This window comes from Streptomyces sp. NPDC014991, assembly GCF_043080665.1.
Taxonomy (GTDB): domain Bacteria; phylum Actinomycetota; class Actinomycetes; order Streptomycetales; family Streptomycetaceae; genus Streptomyces.
In genome coordinates this window covers 210,874-229,209 of record NZ_JBIBVY010000005.1, presented here as the reverse complement: position 1 = coordinate 229,209, position 18,336 = coordinate 210,874, and the positions used below count along the sequence as shown (strand labels likewise).

Sequence of the window (18,336 nt, the reverse complement as noted above, 5' to 3'; positions counted from 1 at the left end):
GCCGCGCCGCACCCGCAAGACGGCGGCCACCGCCGTCGACGCGACCGACACGGCCGAAGCCACCGCCCCCAAGGCCCGCCGCACCCGCAAGGCCGCGGCTGCCGCCGAGAGCACCGCCGAAGCCACCGAGGCCAAGCCGCGCCGGACCCGCAAGACCGCCGCGGCCGCACCGGAAGCACCGCAGGCCGAAACCGAGGCCGAGCCCAAGCCGCGCCGCACCCGCAAGACGGCGGCCACCGCCGTCGACGCGACCGACACGGCCGAAGCCACCGCCCCCAAGGCCCGCCGCACCCGCAAGGCCGTTGCCGAGGCGGCCGCTCCGGAGATTCCGGCGCAGGCCACCGTGGAGCCGGAGGCCAAGCCGGCCCGCCGCACCCGCAAGAGCGCGGCGTCCGCCGCCGAGGCGGCCGGTGCGAGCGCCGGGACGACGCCCAAGCCGCGCCGGGCCCGCAAGGCCACGGCGTCCGTGGAGGCCCCTGAGGCCTGATCCGGGCCTGCGTGCCCAGCGGCAGCGCCAGCCGGTCCGATGGCCGGGTTCACCGAGGTGGACCCGGCCATCGGCATTCCCGCCGCACCCGGGATCAACACGCAGCACCCCGCCGCCGTTCCAAGGGGTCCCGTTCCGCCCACCCCCGGATCAGCCCACCCCTGGCCGGGCGTCACGGGACCCCGCCCTTCCCCCGGTCGCCGCCCCCTCGCCCCGTCCGCCCGCCCGATAACCTCTCCCCATGAGCAGGCCTCCCTCCTTCGTTCCGCCTCCCGGAGCACGCGCGTACTCGCTTCGTACGGCTCGTGGTGACTTCGCCGTGGTGGACGCTCCCGTGGCCGGTGGGGTCGAGCCCAGGGGGGTGGCGCTGCTGCTGCCGGGGTTCACCGGCAGCAAGGAGGACTTCAATCCGCTGCACGTGCCGCTCGCCGAGCGTGGGTACCGGACCGTCGCCGTGGACGGGCGGGGCCAGTTCGAGTCGGACGGCCCCGAGACGGACGAGTCCGCCTACGCGCAGGAGGAGTTGGCGCGGGACGTGCTCGCGCAGGCGGAGGCGATCGGCGGCCGGGTGCATCTGCTGGGGCACTCCCTCGGCGGCCAGATCGCGCGCGCGGCCGTTCTGCTCGACCACACGCCCTTCGTGTCGCTCACCCTGATGGCCTCCGGCCCGGCGCAGATCTCGACGGCCCAGCAGGAGCGCGTGAAGCTGCTGCGGGACGCGCTGGCCGTGCTGGGCATGCCGGAGGTGTGGCAGGCGATCCAGGGGATGGAACCGCCGGAGGAGACCGGGACGCCCACGCTCGACGGCGGGCTGGACGACCGGGACGACCTGCGGCGCCGCTGGCTGGGCACCAAGCCGGCCCAGTTGCTCGCCACCGGCCGCCAGTTGTGCACGGAACCGGACCGGGTCGCCGAACTCGCGTCCGTCGGGCTGCCGTTCCACGTCCTGTCGGGTTCCCGGGACGACACCTGGCCGCTGCCGCTCCTCGATGACATGGCGGTGCGGCTGGGTGCCCGGCGCACGGTCGTCGAGGGCGCCGAGCACTCCCCCAACACCGACCGTCCGCTGGAGACGGCCCGCGCGATCGCCGGTTTCTGGGACGTCAGCGCCGGCGCGCGCCGGCAGCGGTAGGCCCCGCACGCACCGGCGGCGGTACGGCCGCGCGGGGTCAGTACTGTCCCTGGAGGTGGTCCCAGAACCCGTCCCGCAGGGCGCGGCGGAGGTCGGCCTGGCCGCGCAGGGAGTACTGGAGCAGTGCCTCGGCCTCGACCAGCAGGTCCTGGTCGACGGAGCCCGGCAGGTAGGGATGGCCGGGGAACAGTTCGACCAGTGTTTCGCGGCCCCGGGAGACGAGCCACTTCGCCGCGATCTGGGCGCCGACGAAGCGGACGTCCTCGCGGGTGGGGCGGGTGCCGGCGGTGGCGTCGTAGGCGGCGGCCGTGCGCCGGGAGACGTACGGCTTGAAGAACTCCAGGTCGAAGGTGCGCTGGCTGTCGACCTCCCAGAGCAGCGGCTCGGCCTGGTTGCGTCCCTCGGGGGCCTCGATGCCCCACAGGTGCACGCGGGCGCCGTAGCCCTGGGCCGCCTCGACCGCCGAGACCAGGTCCTCGTCGCCGCCGAGGAGGGCCGCGTCGCTGATCGCGCGGTGCCGCGCCAGTGACTCCAGGTCCGTGCGGATCAGGGAGTCGACGCCCTTCTGCTGGTTGTTGGCGTTGAGGTTGCCGAGCCGGACCTTGACGTCGGGCAGCTCGGCGATGGTCTGCTGCTCGGCGGTGTGGATGCGGCGGCGGGCGCCGTCGTACCAGTACACGCGCAGCAGCCGGCTGTCCGCGAAGATCGTGCGGGCCTTGTCGATCAGCGCGTCGATCAGGCCCTCCGCGTCCACGTCGAAGGCCCGGCGGTCCTCGGTCCCGGCGACCAGCCGGCCGGCGGCAGCGTACAGATAGCCCGCGTCCACGAAGATCGCGTGGGTGGAGGGCGTCTTCGCCACCTCGGCGAGCATGCGTTCCAGCAGCTCGTTCGTGCGGTTGATGCGGGCGCCGAGGGCCGCCAGGTCGTCGTTCATCGCCCCCATTGTCCCGGTGGTCACGCTGCGAACACAACCGGTCCCGGTCGGTCCCATGAAAGCCGCTTACCGGTCAGTAATTAGTTGTTCGAAGAATTTCTTTAGCGTAGGGAATGTTTGTCACACGCAGCACGTTGACTCCGAACGAGACCGGATACACGTCCGGAGCCTCACAAGTAGTTCTCCGCAGGAGGATGACCAGACGAAGGGAGAAGCCCATGCGCTTCGAAATCAGGCGTCTAGACGAGGTCGACGGCACCACCGTGGACAGCACCGTCGTGGATGCCGCCTCCGTCAACCGGATCGTGCAGCAGGCCGCCGCTATCGGACAGCGCCTGTGGATCCGCCCGGCCGAGATCCAGGCCTCGTAGCCCGCGCGCCGGCGTTCGCCAGGCATCGCGGGCGTTCGCCACTCGAGCTTTCCGGGGGAGCCGGGCCGACGACGGCTCAGCTCCCCCGGATCACCTGAGTGACCCCGTTGATGATCTGCTGCACGGCGATCGCGGACAGCATCATGCCCGCGAGCCGCGTCACGAGGACGACGCCGCCGTCCTTGATGACCCGGATGATCAGCAGCGAGTAGCGCATCACCAGCCACAGCACGACGTGGATCGCGAGGATCGCGGACCACACCGAGACCTGCGTGGCCACACTGCCGGCCTTCTGCACGGCCAGGATCACGGACACGATCGCACCGGGCCCCGCCAGCAGCGGCATGCCCAGCGGCACGAGCGCGACGTTCACGTCCTTGGTCTGCTGCGGCTCGTCGGTCTTGCCGGTGAGCAGGTCCAGCGCGATCAGCAGGAGCAGCAGCCCGCCCGCGATCATGAGTGCCGGGACGGAGACGTGCAGGTAGTCCAGGATCTGATGGCCGAGGACGCCGAAGACGGCGATGACCCCGCCCGCCACGCAGACGGCCTGGAAGGCCATCCGCTTCTGCACCTTGGCCGGCCGGCCGGCTGTCAGGGCGAGGAAGATCGGGGTGATCCCGGGGGGATCCATGATGACAAAAAGGGTCAGGAACAGGGAGCCGAAGACGGCGATGTCGAACATGGGGAGGTACAGGCCTTGCGGGAAGAGGAAGTACGGGCGTGAGGTGGTTCGGGGGGCCCTGCGGGGCCGTCAGGCTCCGCCGGCGCCCGGCACCGGGAAGGCGCCCGTCGCCCGCCGGGTGATCTCCCCGTACACCTCGGGGTCGGTCGTGTACGCGCCGAGCGCCACGGTCTTGCGGCTGCCGTGGTAGTCCGAGGAGCCCGTGACCAGCAGGCCGAGATCCTCGGCGAGGCCCCGCAGCCGGGCCCGGGCGTCCGGGTCGTGGTCCATGTGGTCCACCTCGAGGCCGTCGAGACCGGCCGCGGCCATGTCCGCGATGCGGGCCTCCGGCACGGTACGGCCGCGCTTGGCGGCGGCCGGGTGCGCGAACACACAGACCCCGCCCGCGGCCTTGACCAGCCGGATCGCCTCGAACGGGTCGGTCTCGTGCTTCTCCACGAACGCCCGCCCGCCGTCGGCCAGCCACTCCTCGGTGAACGCGTCGCTCACCGTCGGTACGACTCCCAGCTCGACCAGCGCGGACGCCACGTGCGGACGGCCCACCGAGCCGCCGGCGGCGATCCGCTCGACCTGTTCCCAGGTGACCGGCACGCCCAGTGCGTTCAGTTTGGCGACCATGCCCCGGGCCCGCGGCACCCGGTCGTCCCGGACCAGTTCGCGCTCGGCGAGCAGGGCGGGCTCCTCGGGGTCGAAGAGGTAGGCCAGCAGGTGCATCGAGACGCCGTCGACCCGGCAGGACAGCTCGGCCCCGGTGACCAGGGTGAGCCCCTCGGGCAGCGCGGCGATCGCCTCGCCGTACCCACGGGTGGTGTCGTGATCGGTCAGCGCGACGACGTCGAGACCGGCCGCGGCGGCGCCCCGCACCAGCTCGGCCGGGGTGTCCGTACCGTCGGAGGCCGTGGAGTGACAGTGCAGATCGATGCGCACGACGACTCCAGGCTGGTGACGAAAGGGACGGGACGCCTAAGGATAGCGGGGTTTCCGAGCCCGCCTGTCACACCCGCAAGCCCCGAGCGCCCCCTACGGCGCTCCCCTCGGCGCGGGGAACCGTGCGGCCGGCCCACCGGGGCCCGCAGCCGCCCGCGGACAGTAACCCGTCCCGGCGCACGCTAGGGTCTTTCGTTCGGATCAGGCCGGATCAGGACCCGCGAGCCCGGCATGATCCGAACGAGAGGGCCTAGGGCCGGAGCAGGCGCGGCGACAACGCCCCGCACGGCACCAGGTCGATCTCCGCGCCCGCGTCCCGCAGATCGGTCAGCACCAGTTCGTCGTACATGAGCAGGCCCGACTGCTCCGGCCACATCACCGCCCACAGCCACATCCCGAGCGCCTCGCCGGCGAAGACGGCGCGGTCGTCCGGGGTGCGGAAGACATGCCAGAGGGGGGTCGGGCGGCCCGCCGCCAGGACTTTGGCCTGGGGTGGCTTCTCCACGTTCATGTACGACCCCGGGTCCGGGCCGTCGATGCCGGCGTAGCGCGCGCCGAGGCCGACGCCGAGCTCCTCGGCGATCAGGATCATCTCGCCCGGGCCGCCGAGCGGGCCGGGACCCGAACAGGCCACGGCGGTCGCACGGCCGCCGCTGCGGTCGTCCCCGGCGTACGTGACGCCGGTGAACAGCCATCCGACCGGCAGCGGCCACGGCATCCAGACCGGCACCTGCGTGCGGTGCACCACGACGTTGAGCGCCTCGACGCTGGGCGGGATCACGGGCTGTAGCGGATGGACCGTGCCGTGCACGTCGCACTGCCACGAATCGGCGAAGAGGCCGGGCGCCCTGACCCGGCCACCACACCTCGGGCAACTGGGTTCGCCCCTCATAGGGCTCCACGGTCCTACCCCTGTCCGCCCGCGTCAAGGACGATCACCCGTCCGGACGGAAGAGTCGGCCACGGGCGGGGCGCAACCCGCTGATGTAGCTGCATTAATTAGCTGATCTAACTTGCTTTCGACGCGGGCACCGGCGGCCTCCTGCGGCAGCCCAAGGCGGTCTGGGCCACGGCCGGCGCCTCGGTCGTCGCCTTCATGGGCATCGGCCTCGTCGACCCGTCCCGCCCTCCATCGCGCGGGGCCTGCATGCCACCGCCGCCAGGTGTCCCTGCACTTCACCTCGTACTTCCTGATCACCGCCGCGGCGATGCTGCTGACCGGCTTCGTCTCCAGCCGCATCGGCGGCCGGAAGACCCTGCTGCTCGGCCTGGCCTTCGTGGTCGTCTTCGCGGGGCTCGCCGGCACCTCGGACACCGTCGGCCGGCTCGTCGGGTACCGGGCCGGCCGGGGCCTCGGCAACGCGCTCTTCGTCTCCACCGCCCTCGCGGTCATCGTCGGCGCGGCGGCCGGCGGCAGCGCGGCGGCGATCCTGCTGCACGAGTCCGCCCTCGGCCTCGGCATGGCCTGCGGACCCCTGCTCGGCGCGGTCCTCGGCAACCTCAGCCGGCGCTACCCCTCGGCACGGCCACGCTGACGGCGGTCGGCTTCCTGTGCATCAGCACGTTCCTGGCGGAGCAGCCCCGGCCGGCCCGGAAGACCTCGGTCCTGGACCCGCTCAGGGCGCTCGGCCACGGCGGCCTCGCCTCGGCGGCGGTCTCGGCGTTCCTACCACTCCGCGGCGGTCGCCTGCACCATCCTGTCCGGCGCCTTCATCGGCGTGAACAACACCGTCTACACCGAGCCGGCCCTCGGGGTGTCGGACGCGCCACGCCCGGTGGCGAGCGCGGGACACAACTTCGTGCGCTGGTTCGCCGCCGCCGGGGCGCCCTGCTTCGCGCCGAAGACCGAGGAGTGGAGCGACGTCCACATGCCGTTCGCCGTCGCGGCGGCCACCGCGGTGCTGGCCGCGCTCGTGCTCGTCGTACGGCGCCGGGCCCTCCGCCACGAGGCCGAGGAACTGGCGCCGGAGCACGCCGCCGAGGACGACGTCACCGTTTTCGCCGACTGACCGGATCCGCCCTTGTGCCGGCGGGACCGGCGCACGCGGCGTCAGTCGAGCGGGACGGACCGGCGGGCGGGGTCCCTCAGGTCCGTCCCGTGCGTGAGCCAGCGCTCCTGGAGGGCCTGGGCGCCGTGCACCCGCTTCCAGGCGGCCTCGTTCGGGGTCATCGGCAGCAGCGGCAGGAACCGTACGGGGTCCATCGGGGCATCCAGCTCCAGGTCCTCGACCAGCCCGCCGGACTCGCCCACCAGCACCGAGGTGAAGGGGGCGCCGGGCCACAGCGGCCCGCCCACGTCCAGCGAGGCGCCCGGCGCCACCACCAGGCCCTCCACCTGGGGAGAGGCGGCCAGCACGGCGAGCGGGCGGAGCACCTTGTCGGTGTCGGCGCGGCCCGCGCGGACGGACAGGACCAGTTCGGCGCGGGGCCCCGCGACCGGGTCGGCGAGCATCGCCGTGGGATCGGTCATGGGGTGCGCGGACATGCCACAGGTGGCGTACCGGACGACGTCCCCCTCGTGGAAGCGGAGCACCTCGATGCGGTCCGTGCCGAGGAAGGTGACCGCGGCCCGGGCGTCCGGCTCGCCCAGCGCGCCGCTCAACCGGGCCTCGACCAGAGGAAGAACATCAGCCATGCGCCGAGCATAGAACTCGTCAGCTGCGGGCAAAGCGGCGCCTTGACAGTACGGGCGGCTGATACTCTGAGCCGGTGGTTCGGGGCAGCACGCCGTCACGGGTGCCCCCAGGCCCTCCAGGCGCCGGCGGACTCGCTGTCGAGTCCCGGCGCCGTTGAGACTCCCTTACGAGGGACCGGCCGGAGGAGGTGGGGCTGTCATGGATCGAAGTCGGCCGTGCAGTACCACTCGTTCTTCCGACCGCTGATCTGATTACCGGCTGGCCGTCGCCTTCCCTTTCGCATCGTCGTTCGGAAGAGCACTTCGTCTCGCTTTGCCTGATCTGTCTGACCTGAAATCAGTTCTGCATCAGTAGCGAAGCCGCCACCGCGACGGTGCGGTGCTTCCCGCTTTGTGGACGTGCCAAACATCCGCAGTCAGGACGTCCCCATTCCGGGTAGTTCCACCCGTCGCCGCGCGCCTAGCTGCCCGCCTGCGAAGGAGCCCGCCCATGTCGATGATCCGCGACCTGCGCGCCGTGGTCCGCCCGTCGTCCCGTGTCTCGCTGCGCAAGGACGCGGGCACCTCGTACGACACCACTCGTGACCCGGGCACGCCCTCGGCCGTCGTCGACTGCGCGGTCTACCGCGACGGCGCCCGGGTGCAGACCCCCACGCCACTGACCCCGCACGAGGCGATGCGGCTGGTGCGCCGTGACGGCGGCTTCGTCTGGATCGGCCTGCACGAGCCGACCGAGGCCGAATTCGCCGGTATCGCCGGTGAGTTCGGGCTGCACCCGCTGGCCGTCGAGGACGCCGTGCAGGCCCACCAGCGGCCCAAGCTCGAGCGGTACGACGACTCGCTGTTCACCGTCTTCAAGACCATCCACTACGTCGAGCACGACCAGCTCACCGCCAACAGCGAGGTCGTCGAGACCGGCGAGGTCATGTGCTTCACCGGCCGGGACTTCTTCATCACCGTCCGGCACGGCGGCCAGGGCTCCCTGCGGGCCCTGCGGCACCGGCTCCAGGACGACCCGGAGCTGCTCGCCAAGGGCCCGTCGGCCGTGCTGCACGCCATCGCCGACCATGTCGTGGACGGTTACATCGCCGTCGCCGACGCGGTGCAGGACGACATCGACGAGGTCGAGACCGAGGTCTTCTCGCCGGGCCGCAAGGGCGGCGTCTCACGCGGTGTGGACTCGGCGCGGATCTACCAACTCAAGCGCGAGGTGCTGGAGTTCAAGCGCGCGGTGGCACCGCTGCTGCGGCCGATGCAGCTGCTGAGCGAGCGGCCCATGCGGCTGATCGACCCCGACATCCAGAAGTACTTCCGGGACGTCGCCGACCACCTGGCCCGGGTTCAGGAGCAGGTCATGGGCTTCGACGAACTCCTCAACTCCATCCTCCAGGCCAACCTGGCCCAGGCGTCCGTCGCGCAGAACGAGGACATGCGGAAGATCACCGCGTGGGCGGCCATCATCGCCGTACCGACGATGGTGTGCGGGGTCTACGGCATGAACTTCGACCACATGCCCGAGCTGCACTGGAAGTACGGCTACCCGGTGATCATGGGCGTCACGGTCGCCCTGTGTCTGGGCATCCACCGCACGCTGAAGCGCAACGGCTGGCTGTGAGCGGGCCCGGGCGGCCTGGATAGGCTGGGCGCATGACTAGTGAGCTGCTCGACCGGGCCCTCATCGAGGAGGCCGCGAAGAAGTCCGGCCTCGTCTGGGTCAGGGGCGCCGGCGCGCCGGCCGCGCGTGCGCTGTGGCACGTGTGGCACGACGGCGCGGTGTGCCTGGTCGGCGACGGGCCCGGTGAGCAGCCGCTGGAGGCGCTGGCCGACGGGAGCTCCGCCGAGGTGACCGTGCGCAGCAAGGACAAGGGCGGCCGGCTGGTGACGTTCCCGGTGGTCGTGTCCGAGCCGGCGGCCGGGTCCCCGGAGTGGGAGGCGGCCGTCGCCGAACTGAAGGGCAAGCGGCTGAACGCCCCCGACGGCGAGCGGATGCCGGCCCGCTGGGCCCGCGAATGCCGGGTGCTGCGCCTGGTGCCGGCGGGGGCCGGGGAGGAGTTGCCCTCCGGCAGTCTGGCGGAACGTCCGGTCCCGACCCCGGCGACGACCCGCAGACCGGTCCCGGCGGGCCTGCCGAGACTCCTGCTCAAGCGGCGGAGGAGGAAGTGACGCGCGGGCGGCGGCCCGTGCGCACCACGAGCCGAGCCGGGACCGGCGTCGCGGGACCCGTGGCCGGCGCCAGGTCCGGGTGAGGCCGGCCGGCCGTCGAGCGCCGCAGGGTGTCGGTGGTCAGCGGTGTCACGAGCCCTCGCCCGGACCGCCCATGAGCCCGCGTACGCCCGTTCAGGACGTCGGCAGCTGCTTGCCGTAGTCCACCGTGTCCGACGTGGCCGGCTCGGTGAGGGCGAAGTTCCTGCCCCAGTCCGAGAACCGGAGCGTGCCCGCGCCGCCGGCGCGGACCAGTCGCAGCGGGTACGGCGTGCCCTGGAGGGACACGTCGAGCGTGCCGCCGGCGCCCTTGTCGCCGGTGACGCGGATCGTGGGGGTGCCCCCCTGGTCGTGGTGGCCCTCCGTCGCCAGCGTGCCGTGCAGCGTCAGCAGACCGTCGAGGAGGACGTCCTTGTCCGTGAAGCCGCTGAACTTCTTGTACGCGGGGTCCCCCTGCGGCACCTTCACGTACTTGCCGTCGAGCTTGCCGACCGCGCCGTCACCGTCGCCGTCGGCGTGGTCCCAGAAGTCCGCGCCGGCCTTCAGATACAGCTCCCGGCCGATCCGCAGCAGCCTGAAGGCCGCCCCCTGCGAGGTCACCGACCCGGTCCCGCCGTCGGCCTTGAGCCGCATGTCCAGCCGGTACGTACGGCCGCTGGTCACCACGGTCCCCGACAGCCGTACCGCCGCCGCTCCGTCCGCCGCTGCCCGTGACCTCGACTGGATCTTGCCGGCGGGCAGCTTGCCCACCCCGTTGGTCCCCGCGTCCGGATCATCACCGCCGCCGCACCCCGACAGCACCATCGCCCCTGTCACGGCCAGGGCGCAGGTCGCGGTCACCAACGCGGTGCGGCGGGTACGGCCCCGGGGAATCGCAGTCACAGGTGGAGCTGCCTTTCTGACGGTTCCTGAGCGGCGTACCGCAGCGTACCGGTGCCCCGTCCACCCCACGGAGCCGGACCGTCCGGACCGCCCACCAGGGCGTATCCGCTCGGTACGAGCTAGCCTGAAGCGCACCCGAGCGGGTGGATCCGAGCAGGTCGCACACCCAGCGGTCCCCCCGCGACTCCCAGGCAAAGGAAGCAGAGTCATGGCAGCCGGCGCCCCCCGGATCTTCGTCTCGCACATCGCCGGGGTCCCCGTCTTCGATCCGGCCGGCGACCAGGTGGGCCGCGTCCGCGACCTGGTCGTCATGCTGCGCGTCGGCAGACGGCCCCCGCGCGTCCTCGGGCTGGTCGTCGAGCTGTCCACCCGGCGCCGGATCTTCCTGCCCATGACCCGGATCACCGGCGTCGAGTCCGGCCAGGTCATCACCACCGGCGTGCTCAACGTCCGCCGTTTCGAGCAGCGGCCCACCGAGCGGCTGGTCTTCGGCGAGCTGCTCGACCGGCGCGTGACCCTGGTGGAGACCGGTGAGGAGGTCACCGTCCTCGACGTGTCCGTGCAGCAGCTGCCCGCCCGCCGGGACTGGGAGGTCGACCGGGTCTTCCTGCGCAAGGGACGCAAGGCCGGGGCGTTCCGGCGGGCCAAGGGCGAGACGCTGACCGCCGAGTGGTCGGCCGTCACCGGGTTCTCGCTGGAGGAGCACGGGCAGGGCGCCGAGAGCCTGCTCGCCACCTTCGAGCAGCTGCGCCCCGCCGACCTCGCCAACGTCCTGCACCACCTGTCCGCCAAGCGGCGCGCCGAGGTCGCGGCCGCCCTGGACGACGACCGGCTCGCGGACGTCCTGGAGGAGCTTCCCGAGGACGACCAGATCGAGATTCTCGGCAAGCTGAAGGAGGAGCGCGCGGCGGACGTGCTGGAGGCGATGGACCCCGACGACGCGGCCGACCTGCTCTCGGAGCTGCCCGAGGAGGACAAGGAGCGGCTGCTGAGCCTGATGAAGCCCGCCGACGCGGCCGACGTGCGGCGCCTGATGTCGTACGAGGAGCACACCGCCGGCGGACTGATGACCACCGAGCCGATCGTGCTGCGCCCGGACGCCACCGTCGCCGACGCGCTCGCCCGGGTCCGCAACCCGGACCTCTCCCCCGCCCTCGCCGCCCAGGTCTACGTCTGCCGCCCGCCGGACGAGACCCCGACCGGCAAGTACCTGGGCACGGTGCACTTCCAGCGGCTGTTGCGCGACCCCCCGTACACGCTGGTCAGCTCGCTGGTCGACGACGACCTCCAGACGTTGGCCCCGGGGGCCGCGCTGCCGGTCATCGCCGGGTTCTTCGCCACCTACGACATGGTGGCCGCGCCCGTCGTGGACGAGTCCGGCTCGCTGCTCGGCGCGGTGACCGTGGACGACGTACTGGACCACATGCTGCCCGACGACTGGCGGGAGACGGAGTTCCACCTGGACCAGGGAGAGGAGGCGCCCACGCATGGCTCCTGAGCGCGAGACCGGGACCCGCGAGCGTCATCCGGCGGGCGCCACGGCCGCCGGCCGGCCCCGGGGTGCCCGGCTGGACCAGCCGCGCACGCCGCGCCACCGGATGCTGCCCGAGTGGGACCCGGAGGCCTTCGGCCGGCTGTCGGAGCGGATCGCCCGGTTCCTGGGCACGGGACGCTTCATCGTCTGGATGACGATCGTCATCATCGCCTGGGTGGTGTGGAACATCGCCGCGCCCGCCCATCTGCGTTTCGACAACTACCCGTTCATCTTCCTGACGCTGATGCTGTCGCTCCAGGCGTCCTACGCGGCCCCGCTGATCCTGCTGGCGCAGAACCGGCAGGACGACCGCGACCGGGTCAACCTGGAGCAGGACCGCAAGCAGAACGAGCGGTCCATCGCCGACACCGAGTACCTGACCCGGGAGGTGGCCGCGCTGCGCATCGGCCTCGGCGAGGTCGCCACCCGCGACTGGATCCGCTCCGAGCTGCAGGACCTGGTGAAGGAGCTGGAGGAGCGCAGACGCCACGACGGTCACGTCGTATTCCCGGCAGAGCGGGCGGAACGGTCGCCGGGACGTGACGCAGACGACCGCTGAGGGGCTACCCGCAGCCCCCTCGGCGCGCCGTACCATCGTCCTTATGGCTACGGAAGACGCGGTGCGCGAAGCACTGGCGACGGTGAACGACCCCGAGATCAACCGCCCGATCACCGAACTGGGGATGGTCAAGTCGGTGGAGATCGGCGCGGACGGAGCGGTCGCGGTCACCGTGTACCTGACCGTGTCCGGCTGCCCGATGCGCGACACCATCACCCAGCGCGTCACCGAGGCGGTCTCCCGGGTCGAGGGGGTCACCCGCGTCGGTGTCACCCTCGACGTGATGAGCGACGAGCAGCGCAAGGAGCTGGCGACCGCCCTGCGCGGCGGCCAGACCGAGCGCGAGGTGCCCTTCGCCAAGCCGGGCAGCCTCACCCGGGTCTACGCGGTCGCCTCCGGCAAGGGCGGCGTCGGCAAGTCGTCCGTGACGGTCAACCTGGCGGCGGCGATGGCGGCCGACGGCCTCAAGGTGGGCGTGGTCGACGCCGACATCTACGGCCACAGCGTGCCGCGCATGCTGGGCGCCGACGGCCGTCCCACCCAGGTCGAGAACATGATCATGCCGCCGTCCGCGAACGGCGTGAAGGTCATCTCGATCGGCATGTTCACCCCGGGCAACGCCCCCGTCGTCTGGCGCGGCCCGATGCTGCACCGCGCGCTCCAGCAGTTCCTCGCGGACGTCTACTGGGGCGACCTCGACGTGCTCCTGCTCGACCTCCCGCCGGGCACCGGCGACATCGCGATCTCCGTGGCCCAGCTCGTCCCGAACGCCGAGATCCTGGTGGTGACGACCCCCCAGCAGGCGGCGGCCGAGGTGGCCGAGCGCGCGGGCTCCATCGCCGTACAGACCCACCAGAAGATCGTCGGCGTGGTCGAGAACATGTCGGGCCTGCCCTGTCCGCACTGCGGCGAGATGGTCGACGTCTTCGGCACGGGCGGCGGCCAGCGGGTCGCCGACGGCCTCACCCGGACCACGGGTACGACCGTCCCGGTCCTCGGCAGCATCCCGATCGACGTCCGCCTCCGTGAGGGCGGCGACGAGGGCAGGCCGGTGGTCCTGACCGACCCGGCCTCCCCGGCGGGCAGCGCGCTGCGGGCGATCGCCGGGAAGCTGGGCGGCAGGCAGCGGGGGCTGTCGGGCCTGTCCCTGGGGATCACGCCGAAGAACAAGTTCTGACGGCTCCGTCGGCGGTTCGGAGGAGGGGCGCCGGTTGCGGCCGGCGCCCCTTCGTCATGCGTAGGCGCCGATGTCCTTGACCACGGCGAACCCGAGCCCGTAGGCGCTCATCCCCCGCCCGTACGCGCCCAGATGCACGCCGGCCCCGGTCGTGCCCGCCAGCACCCAGCCGAACTCCGACTCCCGGTAACAGAACGAGGCCGCGACCCCGTCCACCGGCAGGGAGAGTCTGGACCACTCCGGTCCGTCGAGGTCGTCGGCCAGAGCCCACGCGGTCTCGGTCTGCTGGTCCAGCCAGTCGTCCCGCAGGGTGTGGTCCATCTGGCCGGGCCAGGTGAAGGACAGCAGTCCGACCCCGGCCAGCCACGCCGCCGAGGACACCGACGTCGCCTCCAGCATCCCCGTGCCGTCGGCGCTGCGCCGGGACGGCTGCGCGGCGACGGTCACCACGACCGCGAACTTCTCCCGCGGTTCACCGGGGGAACCGGAATCACCGCGCACGGACGGCTCGTCGCCGTGCCCGATCGAACCGTGCTCGACGGCGCCGTCGGCCGCCGTGCCGACCTGCATCAGCCAGCGCGGCCCCGTGAACGCCTCGTCCAGGCCGTACCACGGGAACGGCGCCCGCAGGTAACCGTCGACCGTCCGCCGGGCGGAGGGGAGTTGCTGTCCGCCCTCCGCGGCCGGCGGCTGCGCGCCCACCCGACTCGTCGTCTCCATCTGCCCGGACGCCTCCTCGCTCTCGTCGGACCGGGGTCGCCCGCCCCCCTTCGGGCGTACGCGTCCGGTCCGCACAACAACTTGGCAGCATATCCACACCGCTGAGAGCGGCAGGGCAGGCGTCGGCCGCGTGGGCCGCGCGAACGGCCTGTTCAGGCCGGGTGCGACAGGTGTGCTTTATGACACGCGTCACGTGCGCGGGGTGCACCCGCGTGCGCGTGTCGGCGTGGGGAGGCGGTTCTCAGGTGGCGTCCGCGTCGAAGACCGGGCGCTCGTCCGCGCCGGACACCTCGGGCTTCTTGGTCATGTCGATGCGCCCACCGGACGACGTGGAGGAGGACGGCGAGGACGACGTGGTCGCGGACGACTCGCTGCCGTGGCCGTTGACCGCGTCCGTGACCTCGGCCATCTCCTTCTTCAGGTCGAAGCCGTTGCGGATCTCCTTGAGCCCCAGGTCCTCGTTGTCCAGCTGCTTGCGGAGGTACGTCTTGGGGTTGAGGTCCTCGAACTCGAAGTCCTTGAACTCGGGGCCCAGTTCCTGGCGGATGTCGTGCTTGGCGCTCTCCGAGAACTCGCGGATCTTCCGGATCGTGCGCGTGACGTCCTGGATGACCTTCGGGAGCTTGTCCGGACCGAAGACGAGCACGGCGAGCACGATGATCGTCACCAGCTCCAGTGGTCCTATGTCATTGAACACCTGACGCTCCTTGCGATGTCCTCGGTCGCTCAACCGTACCCGGCGTTCCTGTCCGACCGGTACCGCTGCGAGGTGAGACTTCGGTCAGTTCCGGGCCGACGCGCCCGGCGCGGGTGACACCTCGCGGGTGAGGCCGTCGCCGGGCCGGGGCGCGCAGGCCGGTCAGGGCGCCGGGTGGGGTGCGACGGGGGAGGCGGAGGGCGTGCTGGGAGCCACGGGGGCGGTGTCGGGGACGGCGTCGTCGGTGGACAGCAGGCCGGGACCGGTGGCCGCGAGGGGTGCGGGCCGGTCGACGAGCGGGAGGGCGGGGAAGGCCGTGGGGAACGCCATGGGCTGGTCCAGCGGGCGTATCAGCGGGGACACGGCGGCCACGCCGGCCAGCACCGGCGCCGTCAGATCCCCCGCCGTACCGGTCCGGGCCTGCGCCTGGCCGGGGGACGGCAGTCCCGGCAGCAGCGGTGCGGACAGGGAGGTCGGGACCGCCGGGGCCGGTGCGAGCAGGGCGTCGCCCTGGGCGAGCAGCGGTCCCACCGGGCGGCGGCGCCGGCTGTCCGGCGTGGCCGCGCCCGCACCGGTGCCTCCCGAGCGCGCCGGGGTCACGTTGCTGCCGGCGCCGGAGCCGCCGCGGGCCTCCGTGGTCAGGTCGCCGGGGATGGCGGTGGTCACGCCGCCGAGGGCGACGGCGGCCAGCGACACCGCGCCGGCGGCGGCGAAGGCGAACCGCAGCCCGCGCGAGGCCGGACGGCCGTCGTCGGGGCGGCCGACGGGATGGATGCGGAAGCCGCGGTCCGCGGCGGCGCGGCCCTCAGGGGCGGGCAGCCAGCCGTGGGCGCGGGCGGGGACGTACCCGAACGGGAGGTGCTCGCCGCGCCTCACGCCGAAGGCTCCGGCGGTGGGGGCGTCGTCGCCCGCTCCGAGGTGTCCGCCCCCGGGGGACGGCGCGCCGCCGTCCGGGTCACCTCCCCCGGGGAGGCCCTGGAGACGGGCCAGGAAGCTCGCCGAGGGCGGGGGCGGGGCCGCCTCCGCGAACACGTTCTTCAGGGCGCGCTGGGCGTCCGCCTCCGCCTTGCACCGGGCGCAGGTGGCAATGTGCGCGAGGACCCGCTCACGCGTCTCATGACCCAGCTCGCCGTCCACCAGGGCGGAGAGCCGGTCTCCCAGATGCTGCTCCGCGAGGTGCGGCTCACCGACGGGTTTCGGCCGAGATCCACTCACGCGGTCGCGCCCCCTCCTCCCAGAGCGGGGACCCGGGCCCGGAAGGAGCGCCGCTCGGCCGCGCGGGCCTCCGGGGAGCGGTGCGCGAGGGCCTTGCGGAGCTGGGACCGGCCACGGTGGATACGGGAGCGGACCGTGCCGAGCTTGACGCCCAGGGTGGCGGCGATCTCCTCGTAGGACAGTCCCTCGATGTCGCACAGGACGACGGCGGCCCGGAACTCGGGTGCGAGGGTGTCCAGGGCCTGCTGGACGTCGGCGTCGAAGTGGGCGTCGTTGAAGAGCTGCTGCGGGGTGGGCTCGCGACTGGCCAGGCGCTCGGCCGCGTCCTCGCCGAGGGAGTCGAAGCGGATGCGCTGCTTGCGCCGCACCATGTCGAGGAAGAGGTTGGTGGTGATGCGGTGCAGCCAGCCCTCGAAGGTGCCCGGCGAGTACGTCGACAGGGAGCGGAAGACGCGGACGAAGACCTCCTGGGTGAGGTCCTCCGCGTCGTGCTGATTGCCCGTCAGGCGGTATGCCAGTCGGTAGACGCGGCCACTGTGCATGCTGACGATCTCGTCCCACGTGGGCGGAGTCCACGCCTGCCCGTCCGCGTCGGTGGCGAAGGTCGCGGTCTGGGTCCCGCCCGTGGCGGGGCCGGAGGCGTGGCTGTCAGCGGTGTAGGTCACGGATTTCGGCCTGCCCGCCGACCCGAGGAAGCGCCGCAGCACTCCGCCCCGGTCTCCGGGTGTGGCCGCACCTCCCCTGTCGGCTCTGGTGGTGTCCAGTGGAGCCCCTACCATAGCCACCTCGCCCGTTAGCTCCGGATAAGCGGTTTTACGAGAATTTGATACACGCTGATACGGCTCATACTGCTGCGTCAGCAGTTGCTCGGCCTCCTGCGCCACCTCTGCCCCCCGTCACATTCCCGACCACCGGCTCATCCATGTAAACGCGCGGTCCCATCTGCGGGTTCCCGACGCCAACGGATACAGTCACGCCCAGGCAACCAGGGGACAGGAGAGGGTCATTACCGGCAACCGGCAGACGAGCTGGGCGTTCGCCGACGCCTTTGTCGCCGAGGACGAAGCGCTGCGCTGGGCCCGCGACCGGGCCCGCGAGGCAGGGCTGCGCTCGGTGTCGCCCGCCACGGGCGCCGCGCTCGGACTGCTCGCCGCCTCGGTGGACGCGAAGGCGGTCGCGGAGATCGGCACGGGCTGCGGAGTGTCCGGGCTGCATCTGCTGCACGGGATGCGGCCGGACGGGGTGCTCACCACGGTGGACCCGGAGCCGGAGCACCAGCAGTTCGCGCGGCAGGCCTTCCGCATCTGCGGCTTCGCCAGCAACCGGGCTCGTTTCATCCCCGGCCCCGCCCTGGACGTCCTGCCGCGTCTCGCGGACGCCGGCTACGACCTCGTCTTCTGCGACGGGGACCGGCTGGAGTACCTGGACTACCTCGCTGAATCGTTGCGTCTGCTGCGCCCCGGCGGCCTGGTGGTCTTCGAGGGCGTCTTCGCCAACGGCCGTACCGTCGACTCCGGGCCGCAGCCGACCGAGGTGCTCCGGCTGCGGGAGCTGCTGCGCGCGGTGCGGGAGAGCACGGAGCTCATCCCCTCGCTGTTGCCGGTGGGCGACGGGCTGCTCTGCGCGGTCAGGCGGTGAGCGCCGCGGCGGGGCTCTCGGCCTCCCCCGCGCCAGGCGCCGCGTAGCCGCCCCGGAAGGCGAAGCCGCAGGTGGGAGCCTCGGAACGCGGCTGCCCCGACACCGCGTACGATGCCGGGGCAGCCGGAAGGACTGATCGCTGGGACCTCAGACGACGACCTTCTTGAGGGCGTCTCCGAGCGCCTCGGCCTCGTCAGGGGTCAGCTCGACGACGAGTCGACCGCCGCCTTCGAGCGGAACGCGCATGACGATGCCCCGCCCCTCCTTGGTCACCTCGAGCGGGCCATCACCCGTCCGCGGCTTCATGGCCGCCATGCTCGTTCCCCTTCCTGAAACCAGCTCATCGTCTGCCAGTACCTCCCGGAGGGAGGCACCCGCCGTCCGGAACGGACACGCGACACCGGCATCGAACACATTGCTTCCAGGCCATTATCCCGCATGGCAGGACCCGATGACCAACATCGGTCGGCATCGCTTGGGCAACGCGCGCGAGCAAAACCACTCAATTCGGCGATGTGACTGCGATACTGCGCCACCGCACGGA

General features: G+C 72.4%; 19 protein-coding genes and 2 pseudogenes. 10 read left to right on the top strand and 11 right to left on the bottom strand.

Annotation, left to right across the window (positions count from 1 at the left end; translation table 11 throughout):
- Nucleotides 1–487: pseudogene (locus ACF1BE_RS11465) on the top strand (ATP-dependent helicase); the annotation flags it as partial.
- A gap of 241 nt (nucleotides 488–728) precedes the next feature.
- Nucleotides 729–1,619 carry an alpha/beta fold hydrolase gene (locus ACF1BE_RS11460; RefSeq protein WP_392198771.1) on the top strand — a complete coding sequence of 297 codons (891 nt, stop codon included), beginning with the start codon at nucleotides 729–731 and terminating at the stop codon, nucleotides 1,617–1,619.
- A 37-nt stretch (nucleotides 1,620–1,656) separates the two neighbouring features.
- Here the strand turns inward: ACF1BE_RS11460 and ACF1BE_RS11455 are convergent, their stop codons facing one another.
- Complete coding sequence (locus ACF1BE_RS11455) at nucleotides 1,657–2,553, bottom strand: NYN domain-containing protein (protein ID WP_392198770.1); 897 nt, start codon at nucleotides 2,551–2,553, stop codon at nucleotides 1,657–1,659.
- A 218-nt stretch (nucleotides 2,554–2,771) separates the two neighbouring features.
- Here ACF1BE_RS11455 and ACF1BE_RS11450 point away from each other — a divergent pair, with 218 nt between their 5' ends.
- Nucleotides 2,772–2,924 (top strand): hypothetical protein, encoded by a 153-nt coding sequence (locus ACF1BE_RS11450; protein WP_392198769.1) that lies wholly within the window; start codon nucleotides 2,772–2,774, stop codon nucleotides 2,922–2,924.
- Between the two features lie 76 nt (nucleotides 2,925–3,000).
- Here the strand turns inward: ACF1BE_RS11450 and ACF1BE_RS11445 are convergent, their stop codons facing one another.
- From ACF1BE_RS11445 to ACF1BE_RS11435, 3 genes are all read right to left on the bottom strand, one after another.
- Nucleotides 3,001–3,606 (bottom strand): MarC family protein, encoded by a 606-nt coding sequence (locus ACF1BE_RS11445; protein WP_353602047.1) that lies wholly within the window; start codon nucleotides 3,604–3,606, stop codon nucleotides 3,001–3,003.
- A 69-nt stretch (nucleotides 3,607–3,675) separates the two neighbouring features.
- Entirely contained in the window at nucleotides 3,676–4,533 is an 858-nt protein-coding gene (locus ACF1BE_RS11440) for a PHP domain-containing protein (RefSeq protein WP_392198768.1), read from the bottom strand.
- 250 nt (nucleotides 4,534–4,783) lie between these two features.
- Nucleotides 4,784–5,425 carry a DUF6758 family protein gene (locus ACF1BE_RS11435; protein ID WP_392198767.1) on the bottom strand — a complete coding sequence of 214 codons (642 nt, stop codon included), beginning with the start codon at nucleotides 5,423–5,425 and terminating at the stop codon, nucleotides 4,784–4,786.
- A gap of 150 nt (nucleotides 5,426–5,575) precedes the next feature.
- Between ACF1BE_RS11435 and ACF1BE_RS11430 the strand changes: the two are divergent.
- Nucleotides 5,576–6,542: pseudogene (locus ACF1BE_RS11430) on the top strand (MFS transporter).
- Nucleotides 6,543–6,583: 41 nt separating this feature from the next.
- On the opposite strand, the gene ACF1BE_RS11425 reads toward ACF1BE_RS11430, so the two are convergent.
- Entirely contained in the window at nucleotides 6,584–7,168 is a 585-nt protein-coding gene (locus ACF1BE_RS11425; protein ID WP_392198766.1) for a suppressor of fused domain protein, read from the bottom strand.
- Nucleotides 7,169–7,658: 490 nt separating this feature from the next.
- On the opposite strand from ACF1BE_RS11425, the gene ACF1BE_RS11420 reads away from it, so the two are divergent.
- Nucleotides 7,659–8,783, top strand: a complete 1,125-nt coding sequence (locus ACF1BE_RS11420; protein WP_392198765.1) for a magnesium and cobalt transport protein CorA — start codon at nucleotides 7,659–7,661, stop codon at nucleotides 8,781–8,783.
- 32 nt (nucleotides 8,784–8,815) lie between these two features.
- Nucleotides 8,816–9,331: a hypothetical protein gene (locus ACF1BE_RS11415; protein ID WP_392198764.1), complete on the top strand. Its 516-nt coding sequence runs from the start codon at nucleotides 8,816–8,818 to the stop codon at nucleotides 9,329–9,331.
- A gap of 174 nt (nucleotides 9,332–9,505) precedes the next feature.
- On the opposite strand, the gene ACF1BE_RS11410 is transcribed toward ACF1BE_RS11415, so the two are convergent.
- A complete protein-coding gene (locus ACF1BE_RS11410; RefSeq protein ID WP_392198763.1) occupies nucleotides 9,506–10,252 on the bottom strand; it encodes a hypothetical protein in 747 nt (248 codons plus the stop codon).
- Between the two features lie 208 nt (nucleotides 10,253–10,460).
- Here ACF1BE_RS11410 and ACF1BE_RS11405 point away from each other — a divergent pair, with 208 nt between their 5' ends.
- The 3 genes from ACF1BE_RS11405 to ACF1BE_RS11395 are packed head-to-tail and all read left to right on the top strand — an operon-like array spanning nucleotide 10,461 to nucleotide 13,522.
- A complete protein-coding gene (locus ACF1BE_RS11405; RefSeq protein WP_392198762.1) occupies nucleotides 10,461–11,750 on the top strand; it encodes a magnesium transporter MgtE N-terminal domain-containing protein in 1,290 nt (429 codons plus the stop codon).
- Nucleotides 11,740–12,345, top strand: a complete 606-nt coding sequence (locus ACF1BE_RS11400) for a DUF1003 domain-containing protein (RefSeq protein WP_392198761.1) — start codon at nucleotides 11,740–11,742, stop codon at nucleotides 12,343–12,345. The genes ACF1BE_RS11405 and ACF1BE_RS11400 overlap by 11 nt, the downstream gene beginning before the upstream one ends.
- A gap of 43 nt (nucleotides 12,346–12,388) precedes the next feature.
- Nucleotides 12,389–13,522, top strand: a complete 1,134-nt coding sequence (locus ACF1BE_RS11395) for an Mrp/NBP35 family ATP-binding protein (protein WP_392198760.1) — start codon at nucleotides 12,389–12,391, stop codon at nucleotides 13,520–13,522.
- A 54-nt stretch (nucleotides 13,523–13,576) separates the two neighbouring features.
- Here the strand turns inward: ACF1BE_RS11395 and ACF1BE_RS11390 are convergent, their stop codons facing one another.
- The 4 genes from ACF1BE_RS11390 to sigE all read right to left on the bottom strand — a co-directional run bounded on the left by ACF1BE_RS11390 (nucleotide 13,577) and on the right by sigE (nucleotide 16,861).
- Entirely contained in the window at nucleotides 13,577–14,242 is a 666-nt protein-coding gene (locus ACF1BE_RS11390) for a hypothetical protein (RefSeq protein WP_392198759.1), read from the bottom strand.
- Between the two features lie 241 nt (nucleotides 14,243–14,483).
- Nucleotides 14,484–14,939 (bottom strand): sec-independent translocase, encoded by a 456-nt coding sequence (locus ACF1BE_RS11385; RefSeq protein ID WP_392198758.1) that lies wholly within the window; start codon nucleotides 14,937–14,939, stop codon nucleotides 14,484–14,486.
- A 162-nt stretch (nucleotides 14,940–15,101) separates the two neighbouring features.
- On the bottom strand, nucleotides 15,102–16,154 hold the full coding sequence (locus tag ACF1BE_RS11380) for a zf-HC2 domain-containing protein (RefSeq protein ID WP_392198757.1): 1,053 nt from the start codon (nucleotides 16,152–16,154) through the stop codon (nucleotides 15,102–15,104).
- A complete protein-coding gene (sigE, locus tag ACF1BE_RS11375) occupies nucleotides 16,151–16,861 on the bottom strand; it encodes an RNA polymerase sigma factor SigE (protein WP_392198876.1) in 711 nt (236 codons plus the stop codon). Before sigE ends, ACF1BE_RS11380 begins: the two co-directional genes overlap by 4 nt.
- A 235-nt stretch (nucleotides 16,862–17,096) precedes the next feature.
- Here sigE and ACF1BE_RS11370 point away from each other — a divergent pair, with 235 nt between their 5' ends.
- Nucleotides 17,097–17,792, top strand: coding sequence for an O-methyltransferase (locus ACF1BE_RS11370; protein ID WP_392198875.1), 696 nt, complete (start codon nucleotides 17,097–17,099; stop codon nucleotides 17,790–17,792).
- Nucleotides 17,793–17,939: 147 nt separating this feature from the next.
- Here the strand turns inward: ACF1BE_RS11370 and ACF1BE_RS11365 are convergent, their stop codons facing one another.
- Nucleotides 17,940–18,107: a DUF3117 domain-containing protein gene (locus ACF1BE_RS11365; RefSeq protein ID WP_018544333.1), complete on the bottom strand. Its 168-nt coding sequence runs from the start codon at nucleotides 18,105–18,107 to the stop codon at nucleotides 17,940–17,942.
- Nucleotides 18,108–18,336 lie beyond the last annotated feature (229 nt).

Excerpts from the sequence above, each read along its gene's own strand:
- ACF1BE_RS11460 (WP_392198771.1), top strand. The coding sequence starts at position 729 with ATGAGCAGGCCTCCCTCCTTCGTTCCGCCTCCCGGAGCACGCGCGTAC.
- ACF1BE_RS11455 (WP_392198770.1), bottom strand. The coding sequence starts at position 2,553 with ATGAACGACGACCTGGCGGCCCTCGGCGCCCGCATCAACCGCACGAAC.
- ACF1BE_RS11450 (WP_392198769.1), top strand. The coding sequence starts at position 2,772 with ATGCGCTTCGAAATCAGGCGTCTAGACGAGGTCGACGGCACCACCGTG.
- ACF1BE_RS11445 (WP_353602047.1), bottom strand. The coding sequence starts at position 3,606 with ATGTTCGACATCGCCGTCTTCGGCTCCCTGTTCCTGACCCTTTTTGTC.
- ACF1BE_RS11435 (WP_392198767.1), bottom strand. The coding sequence starts at position 5,425 with ATGAGGGGCGAACCCAGTTGCCCGAGGTGTGGTGGCCGGGTCAGGGCG.
- ACF1BE_RS11425 (WP_392198766.1), bottom strand. The coding sequence starts at position 7,168 with ATGGCTGATGTTCTTCCTCTGGTCGAGGCCCGGTTGAGCGGCGCGCTG.
- ACF1BE_RS11420 (WP_392198765.1), top strand. The coding sequence starts at position 7,659 with ATGTCGATGATCCGCGACCTGCGCGCCGTGGTCCGCCCGTCGTCCCGT.
- ACF1BE_RS11415 (WP_392198764.1), top strand. The coding sequence starts at position 8,816 with ATGACTAGTGAGCTGCTCGACCGGGCCCTCATCGAGGAGGCCGCGAAG.
- ACF1BE_RS11405 (WP_392198762.1), top strand. The coding sequence starts at position 10,461 with ATGGCAGCCGGCGCCCCCCGGATCTTCGTCTCGCACATCGCCGGGGTC.
- ACF1BE_RS11400 (WP_392198761.1), top strand. The coding sequence starts at position 11,740 with ATGGCTCCTGAGCGCGAGACCGGGACCCGCGAGCGTCATCCGGCGGGC.
- ACF1BE_RS11395 (WP_392198760.1), top strand. The coding sequence starts at position 12,389 with ATGGCTACGGAAGACGCGGTGCGCGAAGCACTGGCGACGGTGAACGAC.
- ACF1BE_RS11390 (WP_392198759.1), bottom strand. The coding sequence starts at position 14,242 with ATGGAGACGACGAGTCGGGTGGGCGCGCAGCCGCCGGCCGCGGAGGGC.
- ACF1BE_RS11365 (WP_018544333.1), bottom strand. The coding sequence starts at position 18,107 with ATGGCGGCCATGAAGCCGCGGACGGGTGATGGCCCGCTCGAGGTGACC.